General features: G+C 65.3%; 11 protein-coding genes and 1 tRNA gene. 6 read left to right on the top strand and 6 right to left on the bottom strand.

What is annotated here, in order from left to right; all coding sequences use genetic code 11:
- Positions 1–7 precede the first annotated feature (7 nt).
- Together Q5H94_RS12385 and Q5H94_RS12380 are read right to left on the bottom strand one after the other, a co-directional pair.
- Positions 8–1600, bottom strand: a complete 1593-nt coding sequence (locus tag Q5H94_RS12385; RefSeq protein WP_304561582.1) for an AMP-binding protein — start codon at positions 1598–1600, stop codon at positions 8–10.
- A 19-nt stretch (positions 1601–1619) separates the two neighbouring features.
- Positions 1620–2972 carry a spinster family MFS transporter gene (locus Q5H94_RS12380; RefSeq protein ID WP_304561581.1) on the bottom strand — a complete coding sequence of 451 codons (1353 nt, stop codon included), beginning with the start codon at positions 2970–2972 and terminating at the stop codon, positions 1620–1622.
- 344 nt (positions 2973–3316) lie between these two features.
- Between Q5H94_RS12380 and Q5H94_RS12375 the strand changes: the two genes are divergently transcribed.
- Together Q5H94_RS12375 and Q5H94_RS12370 are read left to right on the top strand one after the other, a co-directional pair.
- The gene (locus Q5H94_RS12375) at positions 3317–5686 is read left to right on the top strand and encodes a TonB-dependent receptor (RefSeq protein WP_304561580.1); all 2370 of its coding nucleotides are present in this window, start codon (positions 3317–3319) and stop codon (positions 5684–5686) included.
- Positions 5687–5783: 97 nt separating this feature from the next.
- Positions 5784–7337 (top strand): AMP-binding protein, encoded by a 1554-nt coding sequence (locus Q5H94_RS12370; RefSeq protein ID WP_304561579.1) that lies wholly within the window; start codon positions 5784–5786, stop codon positions 7335–7337.
- A 59-nt stretch (positions 7338–7396) separates the two neighbouring features.
- Here Q5H94_RS12370 and Q5H94_RS12365 read toward each other — a convergent pair whose 3' ends face one another.
- Positions 7397–8497: a CaiB/BaiF CoA transferase family protein gene (locus Q5H94_RS12365; protein ID WP_304561578.1), complete on the bottom strand. Its 1101-nt coding sequence runs from the start codon at positions 8495–8497 to the stop codon at positions 7397–7399.
- Between the two features lie 216 nt (positions 8498–8713).
- Here Q5H94_RS12365 and Q5H94_RS12360 point away from each other — a divergent pair, with 216 nt between their 5' ends.
- The 3 genes from Q5H94_RS12360 to Q5H94_RS12350 are packed head-to-tail and all read left to right on the top strand — an operon-like array spanning position 8714 to position 12077.
- Positions 8714–9673 (top strand): crotonase/enoyl-CoA hydratase family protein, encoded by a 960-nt coding sequence (locus Q5H94_RS12360; RefSeq protein WP_431312168.1) that lies wholly within the window; start codon positions 8714–8716, stop codon positions 9671–9673.
- 37 nt (positions 9674–9710) lie between these two features.
- Complete coding sequence (locus Q5H94_RS12355) at positions 9711–10799, top strand: phosphotransferase (protein WP_304561577.1); 1089 nt, start codon at positions 9711–9713, stop codon at positions 10797–10799.
- Between the two features lie 27 nt (positions 10800–10826).
- Positions 10827–12077, top strand: coding sequence for an acyl-CoA dehydrogenase family protein (locus tag Q5H94_RS12350; protein WP_304561576.1), 1251 nt, complete (start codon positions 10827–10829; stop codon positions 12075–12077).
- Between the two features lie 31 nt (positions 12078–12108).
- On the opposite strand, the gene Q5H94_RS12345 is transcribed toward Q5H94_RS12350, so the two are convergent.
- A tRNA-Ser gene (locus tag Q5H94_RS12345) sits at positions 12109–12199 on the bottom strand.
- A 97-nt stretch (positions 12200–12296) separates the two neighbouring features.
- Here Q5H94_RS12345 and Q5H94_RS12340 point away from each other — a divergent pair.
- Positions 12297–13163 (top strand): peptidylprolyl isomerase, encoded by an 867-nt coding sequence (locus Q5H94_RS12340; RefSeq protein WP_304561575.1) that lies wholly within the window; start codon positions 12297–12299, stop codon positions 13161–13163.
- 125 nt (positions 13164–13288) lie between these two features.
- Here the strand turns inward: Q5H94_RS12340 and Q5H94_RS12335 are convergent, their stop codons facing one another.
- Both Q5H94_RS12335 and Q5H94_RS12330 read right to left on the bottom strand, forming a co-directional pair.
- Positions 13289–13795 carry a GIY-YIG nuclease family protein gene (locus Q5H94_RS12335; protein WP_304561574.1) on the bottom strand — a complete coding sequence of 169 codons (507 nt, stop codon included), beginning with the start codon at positions 13793–13795 and terminating at the stop codon, positions 13289–13291.
- A gap of 164 nt (positions 13796–13959) precedes the next feature.
- Positions 13960–14556 (bottom strand): ABC-type transport auxiliary lipoprotein family protein, encoded by a 597-nt coding sequence (locus Q5H94_RS12330; RefSeq protein WP_304561573.1) that lies wholly within the window; start codon positions 14554–14556, stop codon positions 13960–13962.
- Positions 14557–14559 lie beyond the last annotated feature (3 nt).

The raw sequence follows: 14559 nt of genomic DNA, 5'->3' as shown, positions 1-14559 counted from the left end.
CGACCCTTCAGAGCCTTTCGCGCCGGATCTCGATCTTCGCCGCCACGCGGTCCCAGGTGTCGGGGGTGATGCCATCGGCCCGCAGCACGTGCTTCTGCACCTTCATCGTCGGCGTCTTGGGCAGTTCGGCGACGATGCGCAGGTAGCGCGGGATCATGAAGTGCGCCATGCGCGGGCGCAGGAACTCGATCATCTCGATTGGGTCGAGCGTCGCCCCGTCCGAAAGCGCGACCACCGCCATCACTTCGTCCTCCGACACGTCGCTCTGCACCGCCACGACCGCCGCCTCGCGCACGGCCGGGTGGGCGCCGAGTTCGGCCTCTACCTCGAACGAGGAGATGTTCTCTCCCCGGCGGCGGATCGCGTCCTTGGCGCGGTCGACGAAATAGTAATTGCCCTCGGCATCCTTGCGAAACCGGTCGCCGGTATGGAACCAGCCGTTGCGCCATGCCGCCGCCGTCGCCTCCGGGTTGCGGTAATAGCCTTGCGCGAGCACCCACGGTGCGTCGCTGCGCAACAGCAACTCGCCCAGGTCTCCGTTGGCGACCTCGCAATCGAATTCGTCGACGATCCGGGCCTCGATACCGGGCCGCGGCCGCCCGCAACTGCCCAGCGCGGTGGGGTTGATGTCGGAGATGATCGGCATCGACGTCTCGGTCATGTTGAACACGGTGCGCACGTCGCAGCCGAACCGCTTTCCGAATTCGATCGCGGTCTTGTCGAGCGGCAGGACGAGGACGTGGCGAAGCCGGTGCGCGGGCATGTCGCCCAGCGGTTCGTTGACGAGAAAGGCCGACATCACACCGAGCAGAACCACCGCCGTGACGCCGTGTCCGACGACGACCGGCCAGAAATCCTGCGTTCGGAAAGACGCGACCATCACGATCGACCCGCCGGCAAGCAGCATCCTGTAGACCGCCCCGGTCCCGCCGGCGTGGAACATCGGCAGCGTCACGAGCTGACGATCCTGGTCGTTGACACGCGGGTGCGACAGTCCGGTGGTGGCAAGGTGCATGTAGGTAGAGAGCACGCCCTTCGACGGGCCCGTCGTGCCCGAGGTGAAGATGATCGACTGGACATCCCAGGGCTCGACCGGCCGGGTGAGTGGGACGAGCGCGTCGGCACCCTCGTCGAGCAACGTGGCCGGGAGCAGTTCCAGTCCCGGCGGCGCGACGGCCTCGTCCCCCAGTGCGATCACGCGCCGCAAGGTGGCGCAATCGATATCGGCGAGCCGTTCGATCAGCCCGCCGTGCATGATCGCGATCTCGGCGCTCGACAGGTCGATCGCGTGCTTCAGCAACGCGCCGCGATACGCGACGTTGATCGGCACATACACCGCACCGAGATAGTTTATCGCGAACCAGGCGACGAGGATATCGGGGCCGTTGGGCAGCCATACCGCGACGCAATCGTCCTGCCGCACGCCGAGATCATACAGCGCGGAGGCCGCGCGCCGCACGCGCGATGCCAGCGCGGCATAGGTCCAGCGGTCGCCGCCGTCGAAGATCGCGAACACCTGATCGGGCCGCTCGGCGGCATGACGCTCCAATACGTTGCGCAACACACTTTCGTCGGCGGTCAACATCCGCGGGTCGGCCATGCTCAATGCTCCCAGAGGGTCAGAGACGTGCGCGTGCGCGCGCGAGATGATGCGCGGCGCGCAGAAAAAACACGCTGCCGATCAACGGAAAGATGACGCATACCGAAAGCGCCACACGCAGCGCATCGAGACCGAGCGCGGGTTTCAACGCGTCGCTTAACGCTCCGGTTAAAAGCGGCCCCAATGAAGAACCGATGAGGTTTATGCACAAAACCATGATTCCGGCCGCCATCGCGCGCATGTGCGGCGGCGTGACCTCCTGTATCGCCGCATAGGCCGGCGGCAGGAAGCCGACGAAACACGCGAGCGGCACCCACAGCAGGATCACGCACACCACAGCGTTGGGGGCGAATTGCGCGGCGATGAAGAACGGGGCGATCGTGGCGAGCAGGATCGCCGATAACCAGGGCCGCCAGCGCGGATCGCGCCGGCTTAGCCGGTCGCTCACATATCCGCTCAGCAGGGTGCCTACGACGCCTATGCCCCCCTGGCTCAAGCCGATCGCGAGGCCGGTCTCCGTTGTCGTGAGCCCGTAGATGCGGATCAACACGGCCGGCTGAAAAACGCTGAACCCGTAGGAGATGAACGCGAAGGCGGTGATGCCGAACACCAGGTTGCGATAGGCGGGCTCGCCGAGCAAGCGCTTGAAAACGAAGAGAAGCGACTCGCTGCTGCGCGGCATCTCATGCTTTCGTCGCGGCGGCAGCTTGATCGTCGTCGCGACTAGCAGCGCAAGCAATATGCCCGGTACGCCCATAACCATCAGCGCCAGCCGCCAGCCGCCGTGATCGGCGATGAAGCCGCCCCCCGCCAGCCCGCACATCGTGCCGAGCGGCAATCCGAGCTGATAGATCGACATCGCCTTGCCGCGCCGCTTCTCGTCGAACACGCGCGCGATCATGGCGTGTGCGGGCGGGATTGCGCCGGCCTCGCCTGCGGCGACGCCGACGCGCGAGAGGATCAGCTGGAAGAAAGTCTGCGCCCAGGCCCCGGCACTGGTCAGCAAGCTCCACACCAGCACCGCGCCGGACAGCACCCCGACGTGCGACTTGCGATCGGCGAGCCGGGAGAGCGGTATCGCTACCGTCGAATAGACGATCATGAACGACGCGCCGCCAAGCAGGCCGAGCTGGACGTCGCTGAGATGCAGTTCGCGCTTGATCGGCTCGCCCAGGATGAACGGCAATTGCCGGTCCAGATAGCTGAGCGTGTTGGTCAGCATCAGGACGATCAGCATGTACCAGGCCGCGCCGGAGGACAGCTCCGTCGCCTCGCCGGGGTCAGGCGGTGCAATGGGATCGACCGCGATGCCGGCGGCGTCCGTAATCGGCGGCACGGTGCCGGTGGCGCTGTCGGCGGTGTTCGAAGCCATCGGGCGGTCCTCTCTGGTCGGCGATTTACCGCTCCATTTAAATGGACACTGCATACCGCCGGCATTCAGGTCAACAGCCCACGCCTTGCGGCACGTGCCGGGTCGTCGCGAAAACCGGGAAGTGCCCGGTAAACCGCGGCTATTGGTAATAGAACGATACCAAAGCCCGAGTTTTTAAACGGACAGGGAGATGGTCAGCCCGGAAAGCGCGGGCTATCGTCTCAACAGTCATCGCAAGGCTTAAACCCGAGCGGCGACGTTGCGAAACATTTCCCTGCCGAGACGGACCGAAGTCCGCGTGACGGGGAGGCGCTTCCGATTCTGGAAGCGATGGGGAGGATTGCATGACGAAGTTCAAGTACCTTGTATCGGCTGCCAGCGGCATCGCACTTTCAGCCGCGATCGCAACGCCGGCCTATAGCCAGACAAGCGTATCGCCGCCCGCCGCCGCGCCCGCAGCGCCACCCGGTGAGACCACGATCGCCGACATCGTCGTCACCGCGCAGAAGCGCGCGCAGAAGATCAACGACGTCGGCATGTCGATCACCGCAATCGGCGGCGAGGAGATGAAGAAGCTCGGTATCGTCACTACCGCGGATCTGGCGCGGATCGAGCCCAGCTTCAAATATTCCTATTCCAGCTACGGCACGCCGGTTCTCACGCTGCGCGGCGTCGGTTTCAACGACGTGTCGCTCGCCGCCAGCCCGACCGTCAGCGTCTATACCGACGAAATTCCGTACCCCTATGTCATCATGACCAAGGGCGCGTCGTTCGATAACGAGCGGGTCGAGGTTCTCAAGGGTCCGCAGGGCACGCTGTTCGGCCAGAATGCGACCGGCGGTGCGATCAACTATATCGCCGCCAAGCCCACCGATCATTTCACGGCGGGGATGGATCTGACCGCGGCGCGGTTCGGCTATGTCGATGCGCAGGGCTTCGTCAGCGGCCCCGTCACCGACAATCTTTCGGTGCGCCTGGCTGGTGAGATCACCAGCGGCGGTGCATGGCAGAGAAGCTATACGCGCAACGATACGCTGCTCGGCGACCAGAAATTCTACAAGGCGCGCTTCCTGGCCGACTGGACGCCAAGTTCGCGCTTGCACATCAACTTCAGCCTCAATGCCTGGATCGACCAGAGTGAGACGCTCGTCCCGCAATTGACCGCGATCGTACTCAACCGGCCGCAGGCGGCCGCGCAGGTGCCGAGCATCGTTGCCACCCCGCTGGCGCCCGACGACGTGCGCTCGGCCGACTGGGATCCGCGGTATCGCCCCAAGAACAACGAGCATTTCGTGCAGCCCGCCCTGCGCGTGCAGTTCGCGCTGACCGACGACATCGATCTGATCGGGCTGTCGTCCTACATCCATTACACCGGCGAAGATCTGCGCAGCAACGACGGCGTCGCCTACGAAAACAACAAGGGCCTCGACGTTCAGGAATCGGACAACTTCTACGAGGAGCTGCGCCTCGCCGGACGCTTGTGGGACAATCGCGCGCACTGGGTACTCGGCGCGCAATATTCCGACGACAAGTCGAGCGAGAACCTGCGGCGCTATTATTTCGACAGCTCGCCTTCGTTCGCGACCACTCCGCGTATCATCGGCGGCCGCCTGCTCGCCTTCGATCACGGCCGCACCAAAGCGATCTACGCCAATGCCGACTATAAACTGACCGATCAGATCACGCTGAACGGCGGCATCCGCTACACCAAGTTCGATCTCGAGCATCATGGCTGTTCGCAGGATCCGGGCGGGTCGCTGGCCGCGCTGATCGGGTCGATCATCGGCCAGCCGCTTGGGGCCAACCAATGCTACACGATCCTGCCGGATCGGACGGCGGGCGCTTTCTTCTACAGCCCGATCCACGAGGACAACGTGTCGTGGCGCGCGGAGGCCGATTGGAAGCCGAACGCGACGACCCTGCTCTATGCCTCGATCAGCAAGGGCTACAAGGCGGGCACCGTGCCGCTCCTCAGCGCGAACACCTACGTCGCGTATCTGCCGGTGCGGCAGGAATCGCTGCTCTCCTACGAGGCGGGTTTCAAGCTCGGCCTGTTCAACCGCAAGCTCCAGCTCAACGCATCGGGCTTCTACTACGATTACACCGACAAGCAGCTGTTCGGCCGGCAACTCGATCCGCTCGGGCTGTTCGGGTCGCTCATCAAGCTGGTAAACGTGCCCAAGTCGCGAGTGATCGGCGCCGAGGCTTCGGCGGTACTCACCCCAACGCGCGGGCTGACGCTGACGGGCGCGATCAGCTACATCGACAGCGAAGTCACCGACAGTTTCATCAACTACAACAACTACGGCAGAGTCATCGATTTCAAGGGGCTGGCCTTCCCGTTGACGCCGAAATGGTCGGGCTCCGTCGGCGTCGAATATCGCCACGACATCGTCGATGGCAAATCGGCATTCGTCGGCGCGAACGTGACCTTCCAGTCGCACACCGTATCCTCGTTCGGCGGCGAGAACCCGCAGGCGCTGGGCGTGCCGGGCTATCAGTCGGGCGATCCGAGCTTCAACATTCCGGCCTATGCCTATGTCGATGCGCGCGCCGGGCTCGACATCAGCAAGGAATGGGGCGTCGAGATTTTCGGGAAGAACGTCTTCAACAAGGCGTACGACACCGATCTGATCCTCCAGAACGATACGCTGGGTCGGCGCCGCGGCGCGCCGGCGACCTACGGCATCACCGTCCGTTTCCGGTACAAATGATGCGCGGCCGGCCTGCAGGAGACGAACGCTGGTAACGCTGACCGATACTGATCCGCCGTGCGTCCGGGTCGAGAACCCGCCGCTGCCTGAACGGACGATGGCAGCGGTGATGCGCCGCAACCTCGCCGCGCGCCCCGACAAGATGGCGGTGCGCGACGAGGAGCGGGCGCTGACCTACCGCCAGCTCGCCGATGCGGCCTTGGGGCTGGCGGGCGCGTTCATCGGCCTCGGCCTCGAACGTCAGCAGCCGATGCTGATGATGTTGGACAATCATCTCGATTTCGTCACGACCTGGATCGGGCTGGCGCTTACTGGCCGCGTCGAGGTGCCGGTCAACACCGGCTATCGCGGCGCAATCCTGGAGCATGTCGTGCGCAACACCGGCGCGCGGGTCATGATGATCGAACAGGCCTATGTGGAGCGCCTGGCCGAGATCGGCGACGCGCTCGACATGCTCGACATCGTGATCGTGCGCGGCGACCCCACGGCAGTCACGCTGCCCGGCCGCATCAGCGTGCTCGGCGTCGATACGCTCGATCGCGCACCGGCAAATATCGAGGACGTCGCGCCGTGGGAGATCATGGCGATCATGTATACCTCGGGCACGACCGGCCCGTCGAAAGGGGCGATGATCCCGCACGCCCAGGCTTACGGCTATGCCTCGCCCTTCGTGTGGGGCTGGGCGTCGGAGAACGACACCAATCTCGCCTGCCTGCCGCTGTTCCACATCACCGCGCAGTGGATCGGCATCTACAACGCGCTGATCGCGGGCGGTAGCGCGGTCCTGCTGGCGCGTTTTTCCGCGACCACTTTCTGGGACAAGGCGCGCCAATACAATTGCACGCGCACCAATGCGCTCGGTGCCGTCGCGCAGTTCCTGTTCAATCAGCCGCCCCGCGCCGACGACAAGGACCACCCGATCCGCATGATGGGAATGTCGCCCGTCATCGCCGATGTCGAGGCGTTCAAGGCGCGCTTCGGGATCGACAAGGTCTCGACCGGTTACGGATCGACCGAGGTGTCGGCGGTGACGATCGCGCCGCCCGGCATGGCGGTCGCAGGGCAGTGCGGCTATCTGCGCGACGACTACGAGATCCGATTGGTCGACGAGAACGACGTCGAGGTCGAGCCCGGCCAGGTCGGCGAGGCGCTGATCCGCGGCAAGGAGCCGTGGTCGACCACCGCCGGCTACGTCAACATGCCGGCGGCGACGGCAAAGGCGACGCGCAATCTGTGGTTCCACACCGGCGATCTGCTGAGGCTGGCACCCAACGGCCAATATGTCTTCTGCGACCGCAACAACGATGCGATCCGCCGCCGGGGCGAGAATATCTCCAGCTACGAGGTCGAGCGCGAGATCGAGACGCACGCCGCGATCCTCGAATCCGCCGTCATCAAGGCGCCGAGCGATCATAGCGATGACGAGGTGAAGGCGTGCGTGGTGGTGCGGCCGGGCCATGATCTCGACTTCGCGCAGCTCGTCGCGCACCTCGATGCGCGGATGCCCGCTTTCATGGTGCCCCGGTACTACGAGATTTTCGAGCGCCTGCCGAAGACGCCGACCGAGAAGGTGCAGAAAGCGGAATTGCGCAAGAACAGCCTCACCGCGCAAACATGGGACCGGACGACGGGAGCGACGCTGAACGTCTAGACGAGAAACCAGGGCAGCGGCCGGCGCCCCGGCCGCTGTCATTATCCTATATGGTGTTTTTACCTGTCGCGGATTTCGCGCAGGATGTCATCCGTGCTGTCCTCGGTCGCGAACCAGGGCGCGTCCGTGAGGGTCTTCGAATAGCGCGGGGCCGGCGCGGGTTGCGGCACGCCGTTCACCTCCACGAACACCTGCCGCGCGACATTGTGGGGGTGCGTGCGCGCCTCCGCCAAAGAGAGCACGGGGGCGAAGCACGCATCGCTATGCTCCAGCACCGCGCACCATGCGTCGCGCGTCTTCTGTTTGAAGATCGCGGCGACCTTCGGCTTCAGCGCGGGCCAGTGCGACTCTTCCATCTGGTCGTCGAAATCGGGGTCGTCCGCGATGCCGAGTTTGTTGCGCAACAGCGCGTAGAATTGCGGCTCTATCGCTGCGATCGACACATATTTTCCGTCCGCGGTCTCATAGACATCGTAGAAATGCGCGCCGCCGTCGACCAGATTGGACCCGCGCTCGTCCTGCCAGACGCCCTGCGCCTGGTTGGCGTGAAACAGCCCGCCGAGCAGTGCCGACCCTTCCGACATAGAACAATCGACCACCTGGCCGTCGCCGCCCTGCCGCGCGTGGATCACTGCCGCGAGCACGCCAAAGACGAGCATCATCGCGCCCCCGCCGAAGTCGCCGACCAGATTCAGCGGCGGCACCGGCGGCTCATCCTTGCGGCCGATGGCGTGCAACAGGCCTGATAACGCGACATAATTCACATCGTGGCCGGCGGCCTGCGCATAGGGACCGGTCTGGCCCCAGCCCGTCATCCGACCGTAGACGAGCTTCGGATTGATCGCGATCAGGTCATCGGGGCCGAGGCCCAGCCGCTCCATCACGCCGGGGCGGAATCCCTCGATCAGCACATCGGCGGTCGCGACGAGTTTCCTCACGATGGCGAGCCCTTCGGGCGTCTTGAGATCCGCAGTCATGCGCCGGCGCGAGCGGTTGAGGACATCCTGGATATTCTCGCCGCGCCACGCGACGCTGCGATGATCCGCCCGGTCGATGCGGATCACCTCCGCGCCGTGATCGGCGAGCATCATGCAGGCGAACGGACCGGGTCCGATCCCCGCGATCTCCACGACCCGCAGGCCTTTGAGCGGGCCGGTCATTTCGCCCCCCCGCATATCGCGCAGACGGGCTTCGCAACGCGGTCATCCACCCCTGACAGTTCGGCCAATTCGCTGCTCATTTCCGCACCCCAAAGCATCCGCGACTCTCCCGTCCAAGTCTCGGCGACGAACCTGCCTCGATCCGGGTTCAATTTCCATTTAAATTTTACGTTTAAATGCGCGGCCCGACGATTGACGCTATCCGATTTGGTGTTCATGAGCGACCGGAAGGCGCGCCGGCGAGGCGCGCCGCTCGGCGAGGATGCCCGTATGTACGAGACGATCGGCTACGACATTGATGCGCGCGTGCTGACCATCACGCTCAACCGCCCCGAACGGCTCAACGCCTTCACCACGACGATGTGCGAAGAGTTGATCCATGCCTTCGACTGTGCCGACGCCGATGACGACGTAGCAGCCATCATCGTGACCGGTGCCGGGCGCGCCTTCTGCGCCGGCGCCGACCTTTCCGCCGGCAGCGCGACCTTCGACTACGCCAACCGCCCCGACCGGCAGAACGGCGAAGGCTCTCCGGTCCGCGCCGATGGCAGCGTCGACTATGCGCATCCCTCGATCCGCGACAACGGCGGGCGCGTGTCGATGCGCATATACCAGAGCCTGAAGCCGGTGATCGGCGTCATCAACGGCCCCGCGATCGGCATCGGCGTGACCATGACCTTGCCGATGGACGTGCGGATCGCCGCCGACACCGCGCGCTTCGGTTTCGTCTTTTCGCGTCGCGGCATCGTGCCGGAGGCGGCCTCGTCCTGGTTCCTGCCGCGCGTGGTCGGCATCAGCCGTGCGCTGGAATGGTGTACCTCTGGCCGGATTTTCTCTGCGGAGGAGGCGAAGGAGGGCGGCCTGATCCGTTCGATCCATCCTGCCGAGGATCTGCTCGGCATCGGTCAGGCGATGGCGCGCGAGATCGCGGACAATGCCGCACCCGTTTCGGTCGCGCTGACCCGGCAGATGATGTGGCGCGGGTTGAGCCAGGCGACGCCGATGGAGGCGCACCGCCTCGACAGCAAGCTGATCTATGCGCGCGGCCGCGCCGCCGATGCGAAGGAGGGCGTCACCGCCTTCCTGGAGAAGCGCCCGCCGCACTATCCGAACACGGTCGGCAACGACATGCCCGAACCCTACCCTTGGTGGGAGGAGCAGAGCTTCACGGCATGAGCGCGGTTCGCTTCGGCGACAGGATGAGGACGAGGATGTGAGCGAAGAACCGGCGGAGGCGACGCAAATCCAGACCAGTGGCGCAGGCGCCGTGCGCAGCGGCCATCAGTTCGACGAAGCGCGGCTGGCGGACTGGCTGCGCGCGCAACTGCCGTCGTTTCGCGGGCCGCTCGTGGTCGAGCAATTCAAGGGCGGCCAGTCCAACCCGACGTTCAAGCTCAGCCTCGACGGGCGCGCCTACGTCATGCGCCGCAAACCCGCCGGCGAGATTCACCGCTCCGCGCATGCTGTCGACCGCGAATATCGCGTGCTCTCGGCGCTGGCGGAGACCGGATTTCCGGTGCCGCGCACGATCGGCCTATGCACCGATGACAGCGTGATCGGCAGTTGGTTCTACGTGATGGAAATGGTCGAGGGACGCATCTTCTGGGATGCGAACCTGCCCGAGCTTCCACCCGCCGAGCGCGCCGCCTGCTTCGATTCGATGAACGAGACGATGGCGCGGCTGCACCAGGTCGACTACGCGGCGGCCGGGCTGGACGATTTCGGCCGGCCCGGCAACTACGTCGAGCGCCAGATCGCGCGCTTCTCGCAGCAATATCTCGCCGATGCCGATGCCGGCCGGTATGAGACGATGGACCGCCTGATCGAATGGCTCCCCGCGCACATGCCCGCGGAAGACGCGCGCGCGATCGTCCACGGCGATTTCAAGCCCGACAACATGATCTTCCATCCGGTCGAACCCCGCGTCATCGCGGTGCTGGATTGGGAATTGTCGACGCTCGGCAATCCCGCCGCCGATTTCGCCTATAACGTCATGATGTACCGAATGCCCGAGGGCCTCGCCAATGCTGTGGTGGCGCCCGATCCGGCCGCGCGCGGCCTGCCGAGCGAAGCGGACTATGTCGCGGCCTATTGCCGGCGCACCGGCCGCGGCGGGCTGCCGGATCTCAGTTATTACATAGCTTTCAATATGTTCCGGCTGGCGGCGATCCTGCACGGCATCCACGGTCGCGTGCTGCGCGGCAACGCCTCGTCCGCGCACGCGCACCTTCAGATCAAGCGTCTGCCGGCGCTCGCGCAAGCCGCCTGGGATCAGGCCGAGCGATCGATGCGCGGCGATTGAACCAGATCGATTTCAGGAGAGACCAAGATGGATTTCAGCCTTTCGCAAACGCAGGTGCATTGGCGTGACCGGGTCAAGGCGTTCATGGACGCGCACGTCTTCCCCAATGAAGAACGCTATGAGCGCGAGGTCGAGGAGGGCGCGCGCTGGAAGGAGCTTCCGCTCGTCGAGGAACTGAAGGCCAAGGCCAAGGCGCAGGGGCTATGGAACCTGTTCATGCCGCCCTTGCAGGGGCACGCGCCGCTCAACCCGGACTTCCGGTTCGAATCGCCGGGCCTCACCAACCTCGAATATGCGCTGTGCGCCGAGGAAATGGGCAAGGTGAAATGGGCGTCCGAGCTGTTCAACTGCTCCCCGCCCGACACCGGCAATATGGAAGTGCTGACGCGCTACGCCAATGCGGACCAGCAGGCGGCATGGCTGAAGCCGCTGATGGACGGCGAGATCCGCTCGACCTTCCTGATGACCGAACCCGCCGTCGCCTCGTCGGACGCGACGAATATCGAGACGTCGATCGTGCGCGACGGCGACGACTATGTCGTCGACGGGCGGAAATGGTGGTCATCGGGCATGGGCGATCCGCGCGTGAAGATCGCGATCGTGATGGGCAAGACCGATCCCGGCGCGGCCGCGCATGCGCAGCAATCGATGATCCTCGTGCCCGCCGACGCGCCCGGCCTCACGGTGGAGAAGATGCTGACCGTGTTCGGCTACGATCACGCGCCAGAGGGGCATGGTCAGGTGCTGCTCGACAAGGTGCGCGTGCCCGCCGGCAACATGCTGCTGGGCGAGGGGCGGGGGTTCGAGATCGCGCAGGGGCGGCTCGGGCCCGGTCGCATCCATCACGCGATGCGCTCGATCGGCGCATCGGAGCGCGCGCTGGAGGAAATGGTGCGGCGGCTGATGACGCGCGTCGCCTTCGGCAAGCGCATCCACGAACATTCCGTGTGGGAGGAGCGCGTCGCGCAGGCCCGCATCGACATCGAGATGACGCGCCTTCTATGCCTGAAGGCGGCCGACCTGATGGACCGCGAGGGCAACCGCGCCGCGCGTACCGAGATCGCGATGATCAAGGTCGCCGCACCCAATACCGCGGTGCGCGTCATCGACAATGCGATCCAGGCATTCGGCGGCGGCGGCGTCTCCCAGGTCAGCCACCTCGCCGCGTCCTACGCCTCGCAGCGCACACTGCGGCTGGCGGACGGGCCGGACGAGGTCCACCGCCGCACCATCGCCAAGCTCGAGTTCCGGAAATACCGCGACCTGATCGCGGAATAGGCCGGGGGCCGTCGTATTCGAGGGACCGGGGTGGCGGAGCGGGAGGGATTCGAACCCTCGATACGCTTTTGACGTATACTCACTTTCCAGGCGAGCGCCTTCGACCACTCGGCCACCGCTCCGCATTCCCCGGGAAGGCGTGGCCCTAGAGACTCGCGGGCGGCTTCGCAAGCGTCGCGGGATTGCCTCGCCGCCGATTCCCGTGCGACGTTCCCGAGCATGATGCTGATCCCGCTCCTGCTGGCGCTCGCCGCCGCGCCCGAAAAGCCCGCCAAACCGACCGCCGGGCAGATCGCCGAGGCCGCGCCGGCATCGTCCTGGGGCGCGATCGCGGCAGAGGATCTGCTCGTCATGGATTTCGCCGACGGGCAGCGCGTGGTGATCTGGCTCGCGCCCGATTTCGCGCCCGTCCATGTCGCCAACATCCGCAAGATCGCGCGCAGCGGCTTCTGGTCGACCGCCACCATCTACCGCGTGCAGGACAATTACGTCACGCAGTGGGGCGGGGGCGAGGACAAGGCGCCGCCCGCCGGCATCGTCGTGCAGCCGCCCGCCGAATACGAATGGGTGCCCAAGGCGGCGGTCCGCAACCCGTACAAGGATGCCTATGCCGCCGTCACCGGCTTCACGGCGAGCGGCTGGGCTGTGGCGGGGGACGGCAAGCGCCAGTGGCTGCCGCATTGCTACGGCGCGGTCGGCGTCGCGCGCGATCTCGCGCCGAGCGTGGGGACGGGCGCGGATCTCTACACCGTGATCGGCCACGCGCCGCGCCACCTCGACCGCAACATCGCCGTCGTCGGCCGGGTGATCGACGGCATGGGCGCATTGTCGGCCCGGCCGCGCGGGACGGGCGGGGGGCTCGGCCTGTACGAGGATCCCAAGCAGTTCATCCCGATCAAGCGCATCGCCATCGCCAGCGATCTGCCCGCCGCCGAGCAGCCGCGCTTCCAGTATTTCAAACCCTCCGCGAAGGAGTTTCCCAAGATCCTCGAGGCGCGCGCCAATCGCGGCCCGCCGTTCTTCGATGTGCCGAGCGGCGCGGCCGACCTGTGCAACCTGCCGGTGCCGGTGCGGAAGGTGCCTTGATCGCAGCCCTGTCGTCACCCCGGCCTTGTGCCGGGGTCCAACGTGCCGCCGGGTGATGCGGCCAGCGGCTCAAATCCCGGCCTCGCGGCGACATCATTCCACACCGAGTTCTCGTAGCGATGTGTTCAGTGCGTTCCGAAATCGTGTTTGGTACCCAGCGCCAGAGCGGCATACATTTCCAAAAGCCCTTGTCGAACTTGGTCAGGCTCTGCGACGTAGCGAATCTCCATTGAGCGCATTTGCAGCTTCATGCGATTGAAAGCCTCGAATAATCCTGGAACGTCTTTCAGTATGTTGGCGGCCGACGAACCTCGCTGATATTTCGTGCGTACATGCTGCATCTCCTCGCAAGCAAGTCGAAAGGCCAAAGAGGCTTGATTGGTTTGAGAACTGTTTCGGCAATGATTGCCGAGCCTCTGCCTGAAATTGTTGCTTCTGCCGACATATATCGGGCGGTCGCCATTTGAGAAAAGATAGACGACTTCGACAGGGAGGTTGCGAGGGCGAGTATCGAAAGTAATTGGATCGCATGCCAGCAAGCTACGGAAAGAGGCGTCAAGGCCTTGGATCGCATCCCCAAAGGCCTGAATGCACGGCTGCGTTCGAACCTCAGCTAGCGGCGTTTGGATCATTTGAACCCCAAGAGACTGTCAGATGAAAGTAGACTGCGTTCCACACTTGCCGTCATGGGAGTAAATCCCATGACGTCGGACGCGGGCTGAAGCCCGCGCCGGCCGGGGGTTCGCGTTGCGCCGATGGCGCAAGCGCCGCGTAGCTGCGCTACGCGCCTCGCTCCCTATTTCCCCACCCAGTCCGCAACTTCCCCCGCGACCTGGTTCGCCGCCTGGTTGAGCGCCGCGCTGCTGCCCAGCGCATCGATAGCCGCGACCGGCACGCGCGCTTCGAAGCGGCGCTTCTCGATCACGCTCGGGTCTTTCCGCGTCAGCGCGCCGTCATAGGCGACGACCGCCTCCTTCGTCCCCGCATCGATGCCGAAGCTCTTGAGCTCGCCCTGCAGCGCAGCCCCCGGATCGGCGTTGAACTGGCGGTTGCTCAGCACGACGCGGCCGGTCCTGGCGGCCACGGTCTCCGCCAGCATCCGCTGGAACAGGCGGCTGGGCGGCTCGACCCACTGCGCCTTGGGGACATAGGCGATCGCGGTTTCGCCCATCTGTACGGGCACGCGCACGCCCGAGAGCGAGGCCGCCGCCAGCGGGTTCTGGATGACGATCGTCGCCGCCGACGCCGAATTCTGCGTGCCGCCGACCGGGATGCGCGCGCTGGACGTCAGCGTCAGCAATTGTGCAGGCGGCTTCGGCGAGAGGCTGATGCAGCCCGACAACGCGAAGGGAAGCGCGGCCCAAGAGAGCATGGGGAGGGGGACAGGACGCATAAG

The sequence above is a fragment of the Sphingomonas immobilis genome (assembly GCF_030580995.1).
In the GTDB taxonomy this organism is placed as follows: domain Bacteria; phylum Pseudomonadota; class Alphaproteobacteria; order Sphingomonadales; family Sphingomonadaceae; genus Sphingomonas; species Sphingomonas immobilis.
This window is presented reverse-complemented; position numbering and strand designations above follow the sequence as displayed.

Bases quoted from the DNA above. Each gene is read 5' to 3' on its own strand.
- Q5H94_RS12385 (WP_304561582.1), bottom strand. From the start codon at position 1,600: ATGGCCGACCCGCGGATGTTGACCGCCGACGAAAGTGTGTTGCGCAAC.
- Q5H94_RS12335 (WP_304561574.1), bottom strand. From the start codon at position 13,795: ATGATCCAAACGCCGCTAGCTGAGGTTCGAACGCAGCCGTGCATTCAG.
- Q5H94_RS12370 (WP_304561579.1), top strand. From the start codon at position 5,784: ATGGCAGCGGTGATGCGCCGCAACCTCGCCGCGCGCCCCGACAAGATG.
- Q5H94_RS12330 (WP_304561573.1), bottom strand. From the start codon at position 14,556: ATGCGTCCTGTCCCCCTCCCCATGCTCTCTTGGGCCGCGCTTCCCTTC.
- Q5H94_RS12380 (WP_304561581.1), bottom strand. From the start codon at position 2,972: ATGGCTTCGAACACCGCCGACAGCGCCACCGGCACCGTGCCGCCGATT.
- Q5H94_RS12340 (WP_304561575.1), top strand. From the start codon at position 12,297: ATGATGCTGATCCCGCTCCTGCTGGCGCTCGCCGCCGCGCCCGAAAAG.
- Q5H94_RS12375 (WP_304561580.1), top strand. From the start codon at position 3,317: ATGACGAAGTTCAAGTACCTTGTATCGGCTGCCAGCGGCATCGCACTT.
- Q5H94_RS12350 (WP_304561576.1), top strand. From the start codon at position 10,827: ATGGATTTCAGCCTTTCGCAAACGCAGGTGCATTGGCGTGACCGGGTC.
- Q5H94_RS12360 (WP_431312168.1), top strand. From the start codon at position 8,714: ATGAGCGACCGGAAGGCGCGCCGGCGAGGCGCGCCGCTCGGCGAGGAT.
- Q5H94_RS12365 (WP_304561578.1), bottom strand. From the start codon at position 8,497: ATGACCGGCCCGCTCAAAGGCCTGCGGGTCGTGGAGATCGCGGGGATC.